The 15,575-nt window shown below is 53.6% G+C and carries 14 protein-coding genes and 1 tRNA gene; all 15 read left to right on the top strand.

What is annotated here, in order from left to right; genetic code table 11:
• Positions 1 to 95: 95 nt before the first annotated feature.
• The 15 genes from rpsB (at position 96) to Q0O33_RS08070 (ending at position 15,447) form a co-directional block, all read left to right on the top strand.
• Positions 96 to 968 (top strand): 30S ribosomal protein S2, encoded by an 873-nt coding sequence (gene rpsB / locus Q0O33_RS08140; protein WP_295498088.1) that lies wholly within the window; start codon positions 96 to 98, stop codon positions 966 to 968.
• A gap of 151 nt (positions 969 to 1,119) precedes the next feature.
• On the top strand, positions 1,120 to 2,046 hold the full coding sequence (gene tsf, locus Q0O33_RS08135) for a translation elongation factor Ts (protein ID WP_295498086.1): 927 nt from the start codon (positions 1,120 to 1,122) through the stop codon (positions 2,044 to 2,046).
• A gap of 144 nt (positions 2,047 to 2,190) precedes the next feature.
• Positions 2,191 to 2,916: a UMP kinase gene (pyrH, locus tag Q0O33_RS08130; RefSeq protein ID WP_295498083.1), complete on the top strand. Its 726-nt coding sequence runs from the start codon at positions 2,191 to 2,193 to the stop codon at positions 2,914 to 2,916.
• Positions 2,917 to 2,919: 3 nt separating this feature from the next.
• Positions 2,920 to 3,477, top strand: coding sequence for a ribosome recycling factor (gene frr / locus Q0O33_RS08125; protein WP_125230387.1), 558 nt, complete (start codon positions 2,920 to 2,922; stop codon positions 3,475 to 3,477).
• A gap of 41 nt (positions 3,478 to 3,518) precedes the next feature.
• Positions 3,519 to 4,235: a polyprenyl diphosphate synthase gene (gene uppS, locus Q0O33_RS08120; protein WP_295498080.1), complete on the top strand. Its 717-nt coding sequence runs from the start codon at positions 3,519 to 3,521 to the stop codon at positions 4,233 to 4,235.
• Positions 4,232 to 4,969 (top strand): phosphatidate cytidylyltransferase, encoded by a 738-nt coding sequence (locus tag Q0O33_RS08115; protein ID WP_295498077.1) that lies wholly within the window; start codon positions 4,232 to 4,234, stop codon positions 4,967 to 4,969. The genes uppS and Q0O33_RS08115 overlap by 4 nt, the downstream gene beginning before the upstream one ends.
• A gap of 4 nt (positions 4,970 to 4,973) precedes the next feature.
• Positions 4,974 to 6,140 (top strand): 1-deoxy-D-xylulose-5-phosphate reductoisomerase, encoded by a 1,167-nt coding sequence (locus Q0O33_RS08110; RefSeq protein ID WP_295498075.1) that lies wholly within the window; start codon positions 4,974 to 4,976, stop codon positions 6,138 to 6,140.
• On the top strand, positions 6,130 to 7,251 hold the full coding sequence (gene rseP / locus Q0O33_RS08105; RefSeq protein WP_295498073.1) for an RIP metalloprotease RseP: 1,122 nt from the start codon (positions 6,130 to 6,132) through the stop codon (positions 7,249 to 7,251). The genes Q0O33_RS08110 and rseP overlap by 11 nt, the downstream gene beginning before the upstream one ends.
• Before the next feature lie 152 nt (positions 7,252 to 7,403).
• Positions 7,404 to 10,025 carry an outer membrane protein assembly factor BamA gene (bamA, locus tag Q0O33_RS08100; protein ID WP_295498094.1) on the top strand — a complete coding sequence of 874 codons (2,622 nt, stop codon included), beginning with the start codon at positions 7,404 to 7,406 and terminating at the stop codon, positions 10,023 to 10,025.
• Entirely contained in the window at positions 10,025 to 10,720 is a 696-nt protein-coding gene (locus tag Q0O33_RS08095) for an OmpH family outer membrane protein (protein ID WP_295498071.1), read from the top strand. The genes bamA and Q0O33_RS08095 overlap by 1 nt, the downstream gene beginning before the upstream one ends.
• 5 nt (positions 10,721 to 10,725) lie before the next feature.
• Positions 10,726 to 11,187 carry a 3-hydroxyacyl-ACP dehydratase FabZ gene (gene fabZ / locus Q0O33_RS08090; RefSeq protein WP_295498069.1) on the top strand — a complete coding sequence of 154 codons (462 nt, stop codon included), beginning with the start codon at positions 10,726 to 10,728 and terminating at the stop codon, positions 11,185 to 11,187.
• Between the two features lie 260 nt (positions 11,188 to 11,447).
• On the top strand, positions 11,448 to 11,675 hold the full coding sequence (rpmE, locus tag Q0O33_RS08085; protein WP_125230382.1) for a 50S ribosomal protein L31: 228 nt from the start codon (positions 11,448 to 11,450) through the stop codon (positions 11,673 to 11,675).
• Positions 11,676 to 11,770: 95 nt separating this feature from the next.
• Positions 11,771 to 11,847, top strand: a tRNA-His gene (locus Q0O33_RS08080).
• A 110-nt stretch (positions 11,848 to 11,957) separates the two neighbouring features.
• Positions 11,958 to 12,992 carry an amino acid dehydrogenase gene (locus Q0O33_RS08075; protein WP_295498066.1) on the top strand — a complete coding sequence of 345 codons (1,035 nt, stop codon included), beginning with the start codon at positions 11,958 to 11,960 and terminating at the stop codon, positions 12,990 to 12,992.
• Positions 12,993 to 13,509: 517 nt separating this feature from the next.
• Positions 13,510 to 15,447, top strand: a complete 1,938-nt coding sequence (locus Q0O33_RS08070) for a potassium transporter Kup (RefSeq protein WP_295498064.1) — start codon at positions 13,510 to 13,512, stop codon at positions 15,445 to 15,447.
• Positions 15,448 to 15,575: the final 128 nt, after the last annotated feature.

Below are 15,575 nucleotides of genomic sequence, written 5' to 3'. Positions count from 1 at the left end.
CCACATGGGAAACGCACATACCGGTGCTGATCTTTGCCTTTCAGGCAATAGTGACGTTCTAGTTTCCCAGAGGCTCAACCGGAAGGAGAAGTACCATGGCGGCACCTGTCGTTACCATGCAGCAATTGCTTGAAGCTGGGGCCCATTTCGGCCACCAAACACACCGTTGGAACCCGCGTATGAAGCCGTATATCTTCGGCGCGCGCAACGGCATCCACATTCTCGATTTGTCACAGTCCGTGCCATTATTTGCACGTGCGCTCGATTTCGTTGCCCAGAGCGTTTCGTCTGGCGGCAAGGTATTGTTCGTTGGAACTAAGCGTCAGGCCCAAGGCCCCATCGCCGACGCTGCCCGCGCATCGGGTCAGCATTTCGTCAACCATCGCTGGTTGGGTGGCATGCTCACCAACTGGAAGACAATTTCAAATTCGATCAAGAAGCTCAAGACCCTTGAAGAGCAGCTTTCGGGCGACACGCACGGTTTCACGAAGAAGGAAATCCTTCAAATGACCCGTGAGCGCGACAAGCTGGAAATGAGCCTTGGCGGTATCCGTGACATGGGCGGCATTCCTGACGTCATGTTCGTCGTTGACGCCAACAAGGAAGAGCTCGCCATCAAGGAAGCCAATGTTTTGGGCATTCCAGTGATCGCGATTCTCGATTCGAACGTATCGCCTGATGGCATCGCATTCCCCGTTCCTGCAAATGATGACGCAGCCCGCGCCATTCGTTTGTATTGCGACGCCGTTGCCACTGCGGCAACTAAGGGCAATGTAAATGCTAAGGTTGCCAAGGGTATAGACCTTGGTGCGGAAGTTGAGCCAGCGGCTGAACCGGCCTTGGTTGAAGAAGCTGCGCCTGTTGCAGAAGAAACTGCGCCCGTGGCCGAAGAAACTGCACCAGTAGCCGAAGAAGCTGCGCCTGAAGCGGAAGCTGCTCCAGCCGAAGCGCCTGCCGCAGAAGCGTAATCAATTTGTCGTCACCCCCGCGTAGGCGGGGGCCAACCCCTGACTTTGCATAGATCGTAAGCGCAGGTGTTGGATCCCCGCTTTAACGGGGGTGACGAACTTTAATGAGGTCGATTGGCCTCTCGCAAACCATATTCGAAAGGACAAATTTATGTCTGCAATTACTGCTTCAGCCGTCAAGGAACTGCGTGAGCTTTCCGGCGCTGGCATGATGGACGCTAAAAAGGCGCTTGAAGAAACCAATGGTGATATCGAAGCCGCTGTTGATTTGCTGCGCGCCAAGGGCCTTGCAACCGCTGCCAAGAAATCCAGCCGCACCGCGGCTGAAGGTCTTGTCGGTGTTGCTGTTGAAGGGACCAAGGGTACGGCCATTGAAGTCAACAGCCAGACCGACTTCGTCGCCAAGAACGAACAGTTCCAAGAATTTGTGGCTGCCGTGAGCCAAGTTGCCCTTGGTTTGGCTGCCAACGAAGCCGATGCCGTTTTGGCTGCGCCTTATGGCGGTGGTGAAACGGTGCAGGAGCGTCTGACCAACAATATCGCAACTATTGGTGAAAATCAGGTTATCCGCCGCGTGAAGTCGCTTTCGGTTAGCAATGGTCGTGTGGTTTCTTATGTGCACAACGCTGCGGCACCCGGCATGGGTGGCATTGGCGTTCTGGTGGCGCTTGAGAGTGAAGCTGACGCTGCGACGCTGGACGGTCTTGGTAAGCAATTGGCGATGCACATTGCCGCTGCATTCCCGCTGTCGCTGGACGAAACCGGCCTGGATGCCGAAACGCTTGAGCGTGAGCGCGGCATTGCCCGTGAAAAGGCATCGGAAAGCGGTAAGCCTGCCGATATCGTCGAAAAGATGGTTGAAGGCGCGGTAAAGAAATTTGCCAAGGAAAATGCTTTGTTGAGCCAGCCATTTGTGATGGACGGCAAGACACCGATTTCCGACGTTGTGGCGGCCGCTGGTAAAGAAGCTGGAAAGCCCATCGTGCTGAAGGACTATGTTCGCTTCCAGCTTGGTGAAGGCATTGAAAAGGAAGTGTCTGACTTTGCGGCTGAAGTGGCTGCTGCGGTCGGCGCATAACAACAAAAGTGCGGTTCGCATGCCGATCAAGCGGGGTGCGAGCAGAGTTTACATGTCGCTATTAAATTACGGCATAAGCACTTGGCGATGTGGCGCGCGGCTTCTATAGCTGGGCGCCATTATCGTATCAGGGTGAGGGACATTATGGGCGCGCACGGCTATCGTCGCATTCTGCTGAAATTATCAGGCGAAGTGCTTATGGGCGACCAAGCCTATGGCATTGACCCAGACACGGTCGCACGCGTGGCCGAAGAGGTAAAGGCGGCGCAGGATACTGGTCTGCAACTGTGCCTGGTTATCGGCGGAGGGAATATCTTCCGTGGGATGTCGGGCGCGGCCAAGGGCATGGACCGGGCGCAGGCGGACTATATGGGTATGCTTGCCACCGTTATGAACGCGCTGGCCATGCAGAACGCGCTGGAACAGCTTGGCGTTCCGACCCGTGTTCAATCCGCGATTGAGATGGACAAGGTCTGCGAACCGGTCATTCGTCGCCGTGCGGAACGGCATTTGGAAAAGGGACGCATCGTCATTTTCGCCGCCGGCGTTGGTGCACCATTCTTCACAACCGATAGCGGGGCTGCGTTGCGCGCGGCCGAAATGCAGTGCGATGCCTTGTTTAAAGGGACGTCGGTCGATGGTGTTTATGACGCTGATCCCAAAAAGGTTCCAACAGCAAAGCGTTATGAAACATTAAGTTATGATCGTGTCTTGGCAGATAATCTGAAGGTTATGGATGCCAGCGCGGTATCTTTGTGCCGTGACAACAACATCCCAATCGTGGTCTTTTCGATACGCGAGCAGGGCAATATTCTGAAAGTGCTCGACGGAAGCGGCACTTCAACTGTGGTAACAAGCGAAGGAATTTAATCCATGCCGCAATATGATAAAACCGATGTAGAGCGCCGGATGAAGGGCGCTGTCGAATCATTCAAAAGCGACCTTTCGGGCCTGCGGACGGGCCGCGCCAATGTGACCTTGCTCGATCCCGTAGTGGTGGAAGTATATGGATCACATATGCCATTGAGCCAAGTTGCAACGGTCAGCGCGCCAGAGCCGCGTCTATTATCGGTGCAGGTATGGGATCGGTCAAATGTGACACCGGTGGAAAAGGCGATTCGTTCCGCTGGATTGGGTCTTAACCCGATTACCGATGGTCAAACGCTGCGCCTACCAATCCCCGACCTGACCGAAGAACGCCGCAAAGAACTTGCAAAGCTGGCCGGCCAATATGCGGAAAAAGCGAAAATTGCGATCCGCAACGTCCGTCGCGATGCCAATGACGGGCTAAAGACGGATGAAAACAAAAAGGAAATCAGCGAAGATGACCGCAAACGGCTGGAAACTGAAGTCCAGAAAATGACCGATGAAATGATCAAGGCGGTCGATGACGCAGCAGCGCACAAGGAAAAGGAAATCCTGAGCCAGTGATTTTGGCTAACCCTGTACACTGCATCGGGTTTTGGTAACTAATGGCTGTCGCTGACGCTCAAGAGCGCATTGCCGCCGGAACCGGCAAAATGCCGCGCCATGTTGCAATCATCATGGATGGCAATGGCCGCTGGGCGAAAAAGCGCATGTTGCCGCGGGCGATGGGGCATAAGCGCGGCGTAGAGACCGTGCGGAATATTGTCCGTGCGGCCGCTGAGCTTGGGCTGGAAACGTTAAGCCTTTACGCCTTCTCCAGCGAAAATTGGAAACGGCCGGAGGATGAGATCAGCGATCTAATGGGCCTGATGCGCGATTTTATCAAATCTGACCTTGATGAATTTGCTTCTAATGATGTGCGCCTTAAAATTATTGGCAATTATAAGGCATTGGCGCCAGATATTGTTGAAATGCTCGATGAGTCTATCGCGCGGACGTCGCAGAATAGCCGCACGACATTGGTGGTTGCGCTAAATTATGGCGCACAAGACGAGATGGTCCGTGCGGCCCGTGCTGCCGCTGCCCAAGGCGAAATTAATGCGGCGAGCATTGAAGCCAATCTCGATACGGCCAACTTACCGCCGCTGGATTTGCTTATCCGGACATCGGGCGAACAACGGCTCTCCAATTTCATGCTGTGGCAAGCGGCATATGCTGAACTCTGGTTTACCGAAACCTTATGGCCGGATTTCAACAAGGATGAGCTTGCTGCCGCCCTCAACGAATTTGCGCGGCGTGAACGGCGCTATGGTGGTCGATGAACGATAAAGTCGCGACGCTGCTAAAGCCCCGCTCAGACTTGGGCATACGGACATTGTCGAGCGTCGCAATGATGACGGTTGCGATAGTTGCGATCTGGTTGGGCGGCTTTACCTTTATGGGCCTCGTTGTCGCGATAGGCCTTGGTGTTTTTTTTGAGTTTACCAAATTGGTACTTGGTTTTGCGCAAAGTCGGCAGGCGCAGATATTTTGGCTATTGGGCGGCCTGACCTATGTCGGCTTGGCCTGTTTCACCTTGATGCTGTTCAGCGCGCCTTTTTTTGGCATGACGCCCGCAATCATGCTGATCGCAGGGGTAATTGGCACCGACGTCGGCGCGTATTTTGCCGGGCGCAGCATCGGCGGAGCCAAGATCGCGCCACGGATTAGCCCATCGAAAACATGGTCGGGGCTATTCGGCGGCATGATTGGTGCTGGCCTTATGATGGTTTTAATTCAGGCAGGCATTTACGCCTTCAGGGGCGGTGAAGCTGGTGATGGCGATGTTTATCTGGCCTATGGCTGGTTTCGCCTGATGCTGACGGGGGCCGCGCTTGCGGTGGTCGCGCAAATGGGCGATTTCTTTGAAAGCTGGATGAAACGGCGGGCAGGGGTAAAAGATTCTGGCCGATTGATACCCGGTCATGGCGGGTTATTCGACCGGACGGATGGCCTGATCGCTGTCGCTTTTGCCGCCGGTGTCGTCACGCTATTTCAAAGTGTGGCGGGTAGCTGATCCCATGACCCGCAGCGTTTCCATCTTTGGCGCAACAGGCTCCGTCGGGCTATCGACACTGGATCTCATTCGCCAGCATCGCAGCAAATATCGCGTTGTGGCGCTAACGGCGAACGGCAATGCCGCTACCATAGCCCAGTTGGCGCGCGAATTTGATGCCGAACTGGCGGTCGTTGCGGATGAGACGGCCTATGCCGAACTGAAGGACGCATTGGTAGGGACGGGCATAGAAGCTGCAGCAGGCGCTGACGCGCTTGTGGAGGCCGCCAGGCGCAATGCCGATTGGACCATGGCCTCTATCGTCGGTTGTGCTGGATTACCCTCTACAATGGCTGCAATCGAGGCTGGGAAGACTGTAGCCTTGGCCAATAAAGAAGCATTGGTCTCCGCTGGCGCCCTGATGATGGCTGCAGTGCGCCGTTCGGGTGCAACGCTTTTGCCCGTCGACAGCGAACATAATGCGATATTCCAGTGCCTATCGGGCGGCAAAATTGACCAAGTACGCAAGATTACCCTGACCGCGAGCGGCGGACCGTTTCGTTCCTTCTCACTAGAAGAGATGCGCGGCGTAACGCCAGCGCAGGCCGTGGCGCATCCCAATTGGGACATGGGCGCAAAGATCAGCATCGATTCCGCGACAATGATGAACAAGGGCCTTGAGTTGATTGAGGCCTATCATTTGTTTGCTGTGGGCTTGGATAAAATCGATATCCTCGTCCATCCACAATCGGTCATCCATTCGATGGTCGAATATGTTGATTGTTCGACTTTGGCGCAGCTTGGATCGCCAGATATGCGCATTCCCATTGCCAGCGCGCTGGCATGGCCCGAGCGTATCACGACAAGCTGCAAACCTCTGGATTTAGCGACCATTGGCCAGTTGACCTTTGAGCAGCCCGATGTTGAGCGCTTTCCGGCGCTTCGACTTGCCCGCGCGGCTATAGCCGAAGGCGGAGCAAAGCCGGCCATTTTGAACGCTGCCAACGAAGTCGCTGTAGCGGCGTTTTTGGCAGGCCAAATTACATTCTTGGAAATTGCGGCGTTGGTCGAAGCGACATTGACGGTTTATGTGCCAGAGGCGCCTGCAAATTTGGAAGATCTGTTCAGCATCGATGCAGACGCACGGCAATATGCCCGTGCCGTATTGGAGAAATTGACGCGTGGCCACTGAATCACCCCATATTCTTTTGACGTTAGTCGCGTTTTTGGCGCTGATTGGGTCGCTTGTCGTGGTACATGAGCTTGGTCATTATGCCGTGGGCCGTTGGTTCGGCGTGAAGGCGGAGAAATTCTCTATCGGCTTTGGTCCGCAAATTTGGGGCAGGGTCGATAAACGCGGCACTTTGTGGCGCATCGGCCTGTTACCCTTGGGGGGCTATGTCCAATTTGCAGGCGACATGAACCCTGCAAGCCAAGCGGACGAAAGCTGGAAGCAGTTACCAGAAGAGGAACGCAACCAAACGTTCCAATCGAAAACCTTGTGGCAACGCGCGTTGATTGTGTTTGCTGGACCAGCGGTGAATTTCATCTTGGCGATCATGATCGCGATGGGTTTCCTATTGGCCTTTGGGAAATCTGTGACGCCGCCCGTGGTGGATGTTGTGCAGCCCAATAGCCCCGCCGCGGTGGCCGGGTTGCAGGTTGGTGACCGTATCCTGACATTGAATGACCGGACAGTCGAAACCTTCGACGCGATGGCTAACGAAGTCATTATGATTCCTGGCGAAAGAATCGTCATGGAGATCGAACGCAACGGCACGCGCCTGTCAAAGGAAGCGACGGTCGCTGCGGTTATCGAAGTTGATCGGTTCGGCAATGAATACCGTATTGGTCGCCTCGGCGTTGGGGCCAGCAAAATGGAAGTCCGCGAAGTCGGTCTGCTAGAAGCGCCATGGGCTGCGGTTCTGCAAACGGGCGATATTTTACGCCAACAAGTCATCGGCCTTGGTCAGATTATTTCGGGCCGACGGCCCATTTCCGAACTGGGCGGCCCTTTGAAAATCGCAAAAGTATCTGGCGAGGCCATGAGCCTAGGCATTCTGACTTTTATTAGCCTTGCGGCATTAATCTCGATTAACTTAGGGTTCATCAATCTGCTGCCAATTCCGATGCTCGATGGAGGACATTTGTTGCTCTATGCTGTAGAAGCTGTGCGTCGGCGGCCAGCCACGCCCGTAGTGCAGGAGTGGGCTTTTCGTGCAGGATTTGCGATGCTGGCGGCATTCATGATCATGGTCACATTCAATGACCTTGCGTCTTTCGGTCTTTTCGAAAGTGGTTAAGGGCATTGCATACTTGATTGCGCGCGCTGCATCGGGCAGGGACGCAAAACTATTTTAGCGAATAGGCCAACGCTCGGTGGGGGCGGACATCAGATCGGATGACAATGATAAGTAGACCTTGCGGCAACTTCAAAAGCTTTGGCCTATATTTGATGGGCTCGACGGCGCTTGCCGCGACGGGCACTATGACGCCCGCTTTTGCGCAGACCGCGCCGGCGGCACCCGCTGCCCAGCCTGAGGTGGGTGCAGCCGTTGAAACCATTCAATCTATCACTGTAGCCGGGACGCAACGACTCGAAGCCGATACTGTTCGATCATATATTCGCTTGCGCACAGGGCAGCCATGGACGCAGGTCGCGGCTGACCAAGCGTTGAAGGACCTGTATGCGACCGAATTGTTCGCGGATGTTGCTGTCCGCAATAACGCCGGTGCGGTTGTTATTGATGTGCGCGAAAACCCGGTGGTGAACCGCATCATTCTTGAAGGCAATAAGCGCATCAAGAATGACAAAATTGAACCAGAAATCAAACTTGCACCGCGCCAGATTTATTCGCGATCCAAAGTGCGCGCTGATGTTGCGCGCATTATTGAACTTTACAAGCGACAGGGCCGCTTTGCGGCGGTCGTTGAGCCTAAATTGGTTCAGCTCGACCAAAACCGCGTAGACATTGTTTTCGAAATTACCGAAGGGCCAAAGTCCAAGGTTCAGCAGATTAATATCATCGGCAACGACAAGTTTTCCGATGGCCAGTTACGCGGCGAGATGGTCACTAAGCAAGCCCGTTTTTACAAATTCTTCAGCTCCGGCACCAGCTATGATCCGGACCGCTTAGCGTTCGACCAGCAAAAACTGCGTCAATTCTACCTGACAAAAGGCTATGCCGATTTCCGCGTGGTTTCTGCAGTCGCCGAACTGACTCCTGATAAGCAGGACTTCATCATTACTTATGTGGTGGAAGAAGGTGACAGGTATAAATTTGGCGACGTCAAGGTTGAGAGCCAAATTCGCGATTTTGATTCAGAGCGGCTGACGATGACGTTGCGCATGAAAAAAGGCGACTGGTATGACGCCAAGATGGTGGAAGATACCGTTGAAAGCCTCTCGGAAACCGCAGGTCTTTTTGGGTATGCTTTTGCCGATGTAAACCCTGATTTCCAGCGGGACAAAGATACGCTGACGATGGGTATCACGTTCAACGTTGCGGAATCCCCGCGTGTGTTTGTGGAACGGGTCGACATTAACGGTAACACGTTGACTCAAGACAAGGTGGTGCGCCGCGAATTCCGCCTGAACGAAGGCGATGCGTTTAACAGCATTCAGGTAAAGCGGACTGCAGAGCGTATTAAGTCGCTGGGATATTTCCAAGAAGATCTCGAAGTTGAACAGGAACAAGGCAGCGGCCCAGACCGCATCATCCTGAGCACCAATGTGGAAGAAAAAGCGACAGGCGAATTGTCCTTGTCGGCCGGATTTTCATCGATCGAAAACTTCATCTTCCAAGGTTCTATCAAGCAGCGAAATTTCCGCGGTTTGGGGCAAGAGCTGCGGACGAATATTTCTTATTCGTCTTATTCCAAATCAGCAGAAATTGGCTTTACCGAGCCCTATTTGTTTGATCGTTCCATCGCAATATCGGGCGACATTTTTCGTCGTGATTTAAACAGCTTCAACTTCTTCAACAACCAACGCAATACGACCTATGAGCAAGCCACAACGGGTATACAGGTACGCGTTGGGGTGCCCGTGAACGAGTATATTTATTTTCAGGCGCGCTATGGGTTGAGCCAGGATGATATTTCGCTTGATGCGAATACCTTCTTCTCCGATCCAGATGGTTTAGGCCCACTTCCAGCGTCGTGTGACCCAATCATTGCCGGGCGTTTTCTGTGCGATGCACTCGGTAAGCGTGTGACGTCCTCCATTGGTTACACGTTACTTTATGATGATCGCGACAACCGCATCCGTCCAACGCGCGGCCAGAGCTTCGGTATAAGCCAAGATTTTGCTGGGCTTGGCGGTGACGTCAAATATGTAAAAACGCGCATTAATGCCGACAAATTTTGGAAGCCATTCGGTAATTTCGTTTTCGGATTGTCGATGGAAGGTGGGTATATCCATTCGTTGGAAGACCGCGGTTTGACCTCGCAGGGTATTGACGATGTTCGGCTGACCGACCGTTTCTATCTGGGTGAACCGCAAATGCGCGGTTTCGACATTCGTGGCATCGGCCCAAGGGTGCAGCGCGTGTTCTTCGAAAGTCAGATTGTAAACGGGGTAGCCGTGAATGCGCCGCTGACGGATCGTAACCAGATCCAAGACGATGCTATTGGCGGCCGTTTCTATTATCTTGGCCGCGCCGAACTTCAAATTCCGCTAGGCAGTGGCGCCAGAGAGCTGGGCTTACGTCCTTCCATGTTCGTCGATGTAGGTTCTGTGTTTGATGTGACACGACCTATTTTGCAGACGGTGCAACAGCGTGAAATTCTGTCCAACGGCACGCAAGGCGCGCCACTTTATTATTTCGTAGATTCCGCTGGTACGCTTCAAACATCCACCACAGCTAATAATGCCGATGGCTCGCCCCGCGTTGCCGCGCTGCGTTTCGAAGAACGCTTTTTCGGCGACAGTTGGAAGCCACGCTTGTCGGTTGGCTTTGGCGTAAACTGGAATTCACCCTTTGGTCCGTTCCGGATCGATATTGCCCGCGCTCTGCTCAAGCAGGAGGGTGACGACACAAAATTATTTACATTCAACGTAGGAACGCAATTCTAATGAAAATTCGCAAACACATTCTCGCCGCAGCCTCTTTGTCAGTCGCTGCCATTTCGGTACCAGCGTCGGCCCAAGTTGCAGGTATCGCAACCTCTGACACGGCCGTTGCAATCACCCGTTCTAAGGCGCTTGGTACTGCCTACCTGCAAATTGGCACCCAATATGCCAGCGTGGCGCAGCAATTGCAGGCCAAACGCGTAGAGATCAATAATCTGAATGCGCAGCTTGATATCAACAAGGACAAGGAACTGACTCAGGCCGAGTTGGACGTCGCTATTAAGGCGAACAGCCCCTTGCTGAAGCAGCTCGACGCAAAACAGATGGAATTGAACACACTTCAGGATCCTATCGTGCTTGCGCAGCTCTATGCCGTGGAGCAGATTGCGTTGAAATATGACGCTGCACAGCAAGCGGTCATTACCGCCAAGAAAATAAATGTCATCCTTGCGCCGGATGCGTTTGTATGGGCACCAGAAGCGGTTGATGTAACCCCTGCGATTACAGCTGAATTGGACAAGGTTGTTCCTTCTGTGTCGACCACGCCACCCGCTGGCTGGCGTCCGTCGCGCCAGATTGGCGCTTTGTATCAGCAGATTCAGCAGCTGATTAACGCAGCAACGCAGCAAGCCCAAGCTGCTGCTGCTGCGCAGGCACGTCCGGCTGCAGCCCCAGCAGCGCAGCCTGAAAGCCGCTAGACTTTATGTCCGGGGGCGATTTCAGCAACTATGATGTGCGCCGGGTCATGGCGGTGCTTCCGCACCGCTACCCCATGCTTTTGGTCGACCGCGTAGAAGAGCTTGTCGTTGATGAGCGTATATGCGCGGTCAAAGCCGTGAGCATGAATGAAGGATTTTTTCAGGGACACTTCCCCGGAAGGCCCATCATGCCGGGTGTTCTGATTGTTGAAGCACTGGCCCAAGCGGCTGGTGTTTTGGCGATGGAAAGCCTTGGGTTGATTGGTTCGGGTAAGCTTGTGTACTTCATGTCCATAGACAATACCAAGTTCCGTGCGCCGGTTGAGCCGGGATGCCTGATGCATTTACATGTTGAATTTATGCAGAAACGTGCCCGTGTTTGCAAATTTGCCGGACGCGCTATGGTTGGTGATCAAATTGCTGCTGAGGCCGAATTTATGGCGATGATTGCCGAGCCACCTGCTTGATGTATTGACACCGAACTCTCTCTCGTAATCCCTAACTTGGTTCGGGATGACGCGCGCACTTGGCCTGTTATCCTGAACCAAGTTCAGGATGACGAAATTGGGGTTAGGATAACGAACGGGTGAGCGACGAGTTGTAAATCCGCCACACCCGCATTCTGCAATATTTCCATGTTGCTATCGCGCCCACTCCCCGCTATGCGCGGCGCTTCCGAATTTAGGGTTACCGGTCGGAAACCGGTGACTGAACAAAGGATTTATGTATGAAAGCCGACATTCACCCCGATTATCACATGATCAAGGTGCAGATGACCGATGGTACCGTCTTCGAAACACGCTCGACTTGGGGCAAGGAAGGTGACACACTCGCTCTGGATATCGATCCGACGTCGCACCCAGCATGGACTGGCGGTTCGGGCCGTATGCTTGACACTGGCGGCCGCGTTGCCCAGTTTAACAAGCGTTTTGGTGGCCTCAGCCTCAAAAAGTAAGATTTTCATTGTGCTGGGCTAAGGCTCGGCACAGTAAATATTAAAGGTCTAAACTTAGACCGAAAAGGGATCGCGCCTGCCTCAGTGGCGCTATGGCGACCGTAGCTCAGTTGGTTAGAGCGCTGGTTTGTGGTACCAGAGGTCGGGGGTTCAAGACCCCTCGGTCGCCCCATTTCTTCCACGCCAATATCTGTGTGACATTTGCTAGGCGTAATATTATTACGCTTGAACGTAATATGATTCCGAGCGCCCAAGGGCCAGTTTCGCACAAGGAAATATATCATGCCCGCCATTTGGGACCTGCCTGATTTTGACTCGCACGAGGCGGTGCACGTCTTTGACGACAGGGTGACGGGGCTAAGGGCCATTATCGCCGTGCATTCTACCCATTTGGGACCAGCAGCCGGCGGAACCCGTTTTTGGCATTATGGCGATTCCCAAGCGGCGATTACCGACGCGCTGCGCCTGTCGCGCGGCATGAGCTACAAAAATGCGATGGCGGGGCTTTCTGCCGGAGGGGGCAAAGCAGTAATTCTTGCCAATCCTGCCCGCACCAAAAAGCAGGATATGCTCGACGCCTTTGCGCGGGCTGTGGATTCGCTCGGCGGGAAATATATTACGGCACAGGATGTCGGTATGTCTGAAGCAGACATGGTTTCCTTGTCGAAGGTTACGCCGCATGTTGCCGGACTGCCCGGACAGGGCGGCGATCCGGGCCCTTACACAGCGCGGGGCGTATTTCTGGGCGTTCAGGCCGCTGCAAAGCATGTGCTTGGTACAGATAGCATGTCGGGCGTGCATGTCGCTATTCAGGGCGTGGGCAGTGTTGGCGGCGGTCTGGCGCGTTATCTTGCGGAACAAGGGGCAAAGCTGACATTGGCCGATGTCGATGCGCAACGTGCCGCCGACCTGGCTGCGGAACTGGGCGGCACCAGCGTCCCTGCCGACGCGATCATGACCGTCGATGCAGATATCTTCAGCCCCTGTGCTTTGGGGGCCATACTTACGCAAGCCAGTGTGAACGCCTTAAACGTTCGTGCCATTGCTGGCGGGGCGAACAATCAATTGGCCACAGGGCCAGAGGGCCGGATGCTGGCGGATAGGGGTATCCTCTACGCGCCAGATTATGTCATTAACGCAGGCGGCATTATCAACGTTTTGCGCCACATAGAAAATGCCGATGATGCGGAAATCAACAGCCGCATCGACGCCATTCCGGCTCGTCTTTCTGCGATCTGGTCAGAAAGTGATTCAACCAGCCTGACTCCTGCCGAAGTTGCCGACAATATGGCACAAAAGCTTATTGGCAGATTATAGCAAATCCGTTGGGGTAACGCTTTTGCCTTGCTAAAGGCGCTGCCTAATCATGCATCGCGTTGCCAATCCTGACCTATTCTTGGGTATTGTAAAGCCGCTTACGCCGGCATTACTCAGGTCAGAGAAGGACAAATGCCGCCGCCGGCACAATTGGCTTTCGGTAATGCGCGAGCAATTTGACCCAATTATCCTGCGTCATATAATTTTGCCGGGTTCGCGCGCTTGTTTGCCGGGGACCTTGATAGGGCGATTGTGCTCTAGGAAAAAACCCGTTTCACCGGCAACGCCGAATGCCAAATGGAAACCGCGGATTGAGTCGCAGCTGCAGGCGGCAAAGGCCCTGCAAGCGCGAGCAGCACAAGCAGTATCAAATTCTACTTCTAAATATATGATTATATGATATTTTTTTAGTTATTGAGTGCGGCAATGCTGTGTTGTGAAGGGCCGTGCTCCATGCTATTGCCCGCGCCCCAGTCACGGATAAAGTGGCGTTTGGGACAAAAGCCGGGGAAACAATATGGTTGGACCGCAAGCAGACGATTTCGGTCATAGTGACCAGGATCACCATCACAGCCATGCCCCAAAAGGTTCGCTGCTGGCTTTATGCGTGGGCACAATTGGCGTTGTCTTCGGCGACATCGGCACAAGTCCGATTTACGCGTTCCGGGAAACCTTTGCCGGCCACCACCCGATAACCCCTGACCCGATGCACATCAAAGGCGTTTTGAGCCTTGTGTTCTGGTCAATGATGATCGTGGTGACGTTCAAATATGTCTTCACCATCATGAAAGCCGATAACAAGGGCGAGGGCGGAAGCCTTGCCCTGTTGGCGCTCATTAACCGGCAGACGGCTGGCGCGAAATGGACCGCGCCTTTTGTCATGCTCGGGGTGTTTGCAACCGCACTATTTTATGGCGATTCCATGATTACACCCGCCATGTCGATCTTGTCAGCGGCCGAAGGTCTAAAATATGTGCACGAAGGCTTCAGCGCATGGATATTGCCAATATCGGTTGTGATTATCGGCGCGCTATTTGCATTCCAGTCACGCGGGACGGCTAAGGTGGGAGCTTGGTTTGGGCCGATAATGTTGATCTATTTCGCAACATTGGCGGGCTTGGGGCTGATGCATCTGACTAAGATGCCGATGATCATCTTCGACGTTTTGAACCCCATGAACGCGTTCTATTTTTTCTATATTGATGGTTTTCGGGCCTTTGTAGCGATGGGCACGGTTGTTCTTGCTGTGACGGGTGCAGAGGCGCTGTACGCCGATATGGGCCATTTCGGACGGCGACCCATTAAGTTTAGCTGGCTGTTCTTCGTGCTGCCCGCGCTGATGCTCAATTATATGGGGCAGGGGGCAATGATATTGTCCATGACACCCGAAGAGGCACAGGTTGCCATTCGCGACCCGTTCTTCCTTATGGTGCCAGAATTGATCAGCACGCCGGTTATTTTCCTTACGATTATGGCGGCCATCATTGCCAGCCAGGCTGTCATTTCCGGCGCGTTTTCGTTGACGCAGCAGGCGATTCAGTTGGGCTTTATGCCACGCCTCAGCATATTACACACCAGCGAAAAAGCGGCTGGGCAGATATACATTCCGGCGATTAACTGGGGCCTTGCGGTTATGGTTTTGCTGCTGGTTTTATTCTTCCAGTCATCGTCCAATCTTGCCGCAGCTTATGGCATTGCAGTGACGGGCGCTATGTTCATCGACACCTGTTTGATTGCGGTCGTCTTGCTGTCGTTGTGGAAATGGCCAAAGTGGAAAGCGCTCCCTATCCTTGCTTTGTTCTTCATCGTCGACTTTGCCTATCTGGGCGCCAATTTGTTGAAGGTGCCATCGGGCGGATGGGTGCCTTTGGTCATTGGTTTAGTTATCTTCACCTTATTGACGACTTGGTCGCGTGGCCGCGCTTTGATGCGCGAGCGCATGGCAGAGAGCACGATGCCCATGGAGATTTTCATAAAGTCTGCCGCCAACAGCGCGACCCGCGTGCAAGGAACGGCGATTTTCATGGCATCGGCGGCCAGTGGCGTGCCATCGGCCTTGCTTCATAATATTAAGCACAACCGCATCTTGCATGAACGCGTCATCATCCTGACCGTGCAGATTGAGGATGTGCCCTATGTCGTCAGCACTGACCGCATAATCTGTAAGGATTTGGGGGAAGGTTTTTACCGCGTAAAAATGCGCTTTGGCTTTTTGGAAGAAACCAATGTGCCAGCGACGCTCGACTTGGTTGATTTGTGCGGTCCCAAATTTGACATGATGCACACCAGCTTTTTCCTGTCGCGTCAAACATTGATAGCATCCAAAATGCCCGGCATGGCGATATGGCGGGAAAAAATATTTGCATGGATGTTGCGCAATGCTGCCAATGCTATGGAGTTTTTCAAATTGCCAAGCAATCGCGTGGTCGAATTGGGCAGCCAGGTTGAAATCTGATCTACCTTAGCTTTCGCAATTAAATTTCTGCCAAGCATTTTAAGACTGGACGGATGTTGCTCGATATGGCTATTCCCGCCCTGTAATGAAATCGCGCAACGCCCTTTCGCTCCTCCTACTACGACTTA

The organism is Sphingorhabdus sp. EL138, from assembly GCF_945862485.1.
Classification (GTDB): Bacteria; Pseudomonadota; Alphaproteobacteria; order Sphingomonadales; family Sphingomonadaceae; genus Sphingorhabdus_B.
Note: the sequence above shows the minus strand (reverse complement) of the source record. Positions and strands in the feature narration are given on the sequence as shown.

Excerpts from the sequence above, each read along its gene's own strand:
- rpsB (WP_295498088.1), top strand. The coding sequence starts at position 96 with ATGGCGGCACCTGTCGTTACCATGCAGCAATTGCTTGAAGCTGGGGCC.
- tsf (WP_295498086.1), top strand. The coding sequence starts at position 1,120 with ATGTCTGCAATTACTGCTTCAGCCGTCAAGGAACTGCGTGAGCTTTCC.
- pyrH (WP_295498083.1), top strand. The coding sequence starts at position 2,191 with ATGGGCGCGCACGGCTATCGTCGCATTCTGCTGAAATTATCAGGCGAA.
- frr (WP_125230387.1), top strand. The coding sequence starts at position 2,920 with ATGCCGCAATATGATAAAACCGATGTAGAGCGCCGGATGAAGGGCGCT.
- uppS (WP_295498080.1), top strand. The coding sequence starts at position 3,519 with ATGGCTGTCGCTGACGCTCAAGAGCGCATTGCCGCCGGAACCGGCAAA.
- Q0O33_RS08115 (WP_295498077.1), top strand. The coding sequence starts at position 4,232 with ATGAACGATAAAGTCGCGACGCTGCTAAAGCCCCGCTCAGACTTGGGC.
- Q0O33_RS08110 (WP_295498075.1), top strand. The coding sequence starts at position 4,974 with ATGACCCGCAGCGTTTCCATCTTTGGCGCAACAGGCTCCGTCGGGCTA.
- bamA (WP_295498094.1), top strand. The coding sequence starts at position 7,404 with ATGGGCTCGACGGCGCTTGCCGCGACGGGCACTATGACGCCCGCTTTT.
- Q0O33_RS08095 (WP_295498071.1), top strand. The coding sequence starts at position 10,025 with ATGAAAATTCGCAAACACATTCTCGCCGCAGCCTCTTTGTCAGTCGCT.
- fabZ (WP_295498069.1), top strand. The coding sequence starts at position 10,726 with ATGTCCGGGGGCGATTTCAGCAACTATGATGTGCGCCGGGTCATGGCG.
- rpmE (WP_125230382.1), top strand. The coding sequence starts at position 11,448 with ATGAAAGCCGACATTCACCCCGATTATCACATGATCAAGGTGCAGATG.
- Q0O33_RS08075 (WP_295498066.1), top strand. The coding sequence starts at position 11,958 with ATGCCCGCCATTTGGGACCTGCCTGATTTTGACTCGCACGAGGCGGTG.
- Q0O33_RS08070 (WP_295498064.1), top strand. The coding sequence starts at position 13,510 with ATGGTTGGACCGCAAGCAGACGATTTCGGTCATAGTGACCAGGATCAC.